The following is a 1,790-nucleotide window of genomic DNA, read 5'->3' on the forward strand; positions in this document are numbered from 1 at the left end:
CCACACGCCCCAGAACTCGCCGGGCGAGACTCGGGTGCCCTCGATCTCGGCGAGGATGGCGTCGGCGTCGGCGTGGGCCTCGACCAGGCGGCCGGCCGACACATCGTGGGCGCACATCGCGGTGAGCTCGGACCAGCGGGCGCGGGTGTCCCCGTGTCCGGGGAGGGGCAGGTCGGCGCGCCCCTCTTGGACCCACTCGCGGGCGAGGTCGGCTCTGCGGGGGCGATCGGGTGATGTCATGGGGTGACCCCGCTCCTGGTGTGGTCCAGCTCGGCGTGGTCCGACTCGGCGTGATCCAGCCCTGCGTGGTCCAGCTCGGTCAGGGCCAGGTGGCCGGAGAACCCACCGGGGGTCCGGGAGTGCCGCCGGGCGGAGGTGGTCACCGGCGTCGCGGTGGACCAGGCGATCGCCAGACCCGCCTCCTCGGCGCGGTGCACCAGGCGCACGTCCTCGTGGACCGGCAGGGGCTCGAACCCGCCCAGGTCGCGGTACGCACGGGCCGAGATGCCGATGTTGGCGCCGTGGATGTGCCGGTGGTCGGAACCGGCCCGGTAGCCCTCGAGGTAGCGCACCCGGGTGTCCGGGTTCCACTCGGACCAGTCGGTCACCTCGACCAGACCGGCTACCACGTCGGCGCCGTCGAGTGCCCGGGCCAGCTGGTCGGCCAGCCAGGTGGGGGGCACGCGCGAGTCGGCGTCGGTGGTGGCGTACCAGCGCTGCCCGGACCGTTGCGGCGAGGCGGGTCGCGGGAGGGAGTCGAACCCGACGGCCCGCGCGGCGCCGACGTTGCGCGCGTCGCACCGCACGATCCGGACCCGGCCGCGAGCGATCGTCTCGGAGGCGTCGGTGCAGGAATCGAGGACCACGGTCACCGTCACCGGCACGGGGGTGACCGCGGCGCACGCCTCGAGAGAGTCCAGGCACCCGGGGAGCAGCTCCTGCTCGTCGTGGACCGGGATCACCACGTCGATTCCCACGAAGCGCATCGGGTTCCCTTCAGGTCGCACGGGCGGTGCCGGTGGCGGGGATGGCGTGGGCCGGCCGACGGGCTCTGCTGGCCGGAGTGCTCTGCCGGCCGGAGGGCGCTGCCGTCAGAGGTTGCCGAAGAAGTCCGCCCAGTAGAAGTCCCAGAACGCCCAGAGGATGATCGCGGCCATGGCCAGGAACCACACGACCACGGGGACCAGGTGCCACCGCTGGAGCGCCCGCACCCAGCCGGCGCCGGTGAGCTTGGCCAGGACGTGCAGCAGCGTGTACCAGAACATGGGGATGGTCACGGCCCACACGACCATGCACCAGGGGCAGAGCACCTGGATGGAGAAGATGGACTGGTACGCCAGCCAGTGCACCATCCCCGCGGCGAACGTCAGGCCCAGCAGCGCGCCCACCCAGTACCAGCGCGGGAAGCGCACGCCCGAGGCGGCGGCCACGCCGATCGCGATGAGCACGGCGTAGCCCACCAGCCCGATGAAGGGATTGGGGAAGCCGAAGACCGAGCCCTGCTCGGAGTTGATGACGCTCTTGCAGCTCATCAGGATGGAGAAGTTGCAGGCCGGCATGTAGTCCGGGTTCTCCAGGAGCCGGATCTTGTCCAGGCTGAGCTGGAACGACGCCACCAGGGCGATGACCGACCCGATGGTCAGCAACACGCCCATCCACCGGTCGGTGAACACCCGCGAGACGACGCCGGAGTGGGCGTCGGCGCCGGTGCCCGCGGCGGGGGCGATCGTCACGGGCTCGGCGGGGGCGCCCGTGGGGTCGACGTCCGGGGCGTCTGAGGTCTCGCGCAT

Annotated in this window: 2 protein-coding genes and 1 pseudogene; all 3 read right to left on the reverse strand. The window is 72.2% G+C overall.

The genetic code is table 11. From position 1 onward, the window contains the following. A pseudogene (locus tag G6017_RS13795) lies at nt 1-240 on the reverse strand (acyl-CoA dehydrogenase); the annotation flags it as partial. After that, nucleotides 237-986, reverse strand: a complete 750-nt coding sequence (locus G6017_RS13800; RefSeq protein ID WP_182617847.1) for a glycosyltransferase family 2 protein — start codon at nt 984-986, stop codon at nt 237-239. The gene G6017_RS13800 and the pseudogene G6017_RS13795, both read right to left, overlap by 4 nt. Nucleotides 987-1,091: 105 nt before the next feature. After that, on the reverse strand, nt 1,092-1,790 hold a 699-nt coding region (locus G6017_RS13805; RefSeq protein WP_182617849.1), incomplete at its 5' end, for a vitamin K epoxide reductase family protein.

Source organism: Dietzia sp. B44, assembly GCF_014145245.1.
Lineage (GTDB): Bacteria > Actinomycetota > Actinomycetes > Mycobacteriales > Mycobacteriaceae > Dietzia > Dietzia natronolimnaea.

Coding starts and splice junctions, on each gene's coding strand:
- G6017_RS13800 (WP_182617847.1), bottom strand. CDS start 986: ATGCGCTTCGTGGGAATCGACGTGGTGATCCCGGTCCACGACGAGCAG.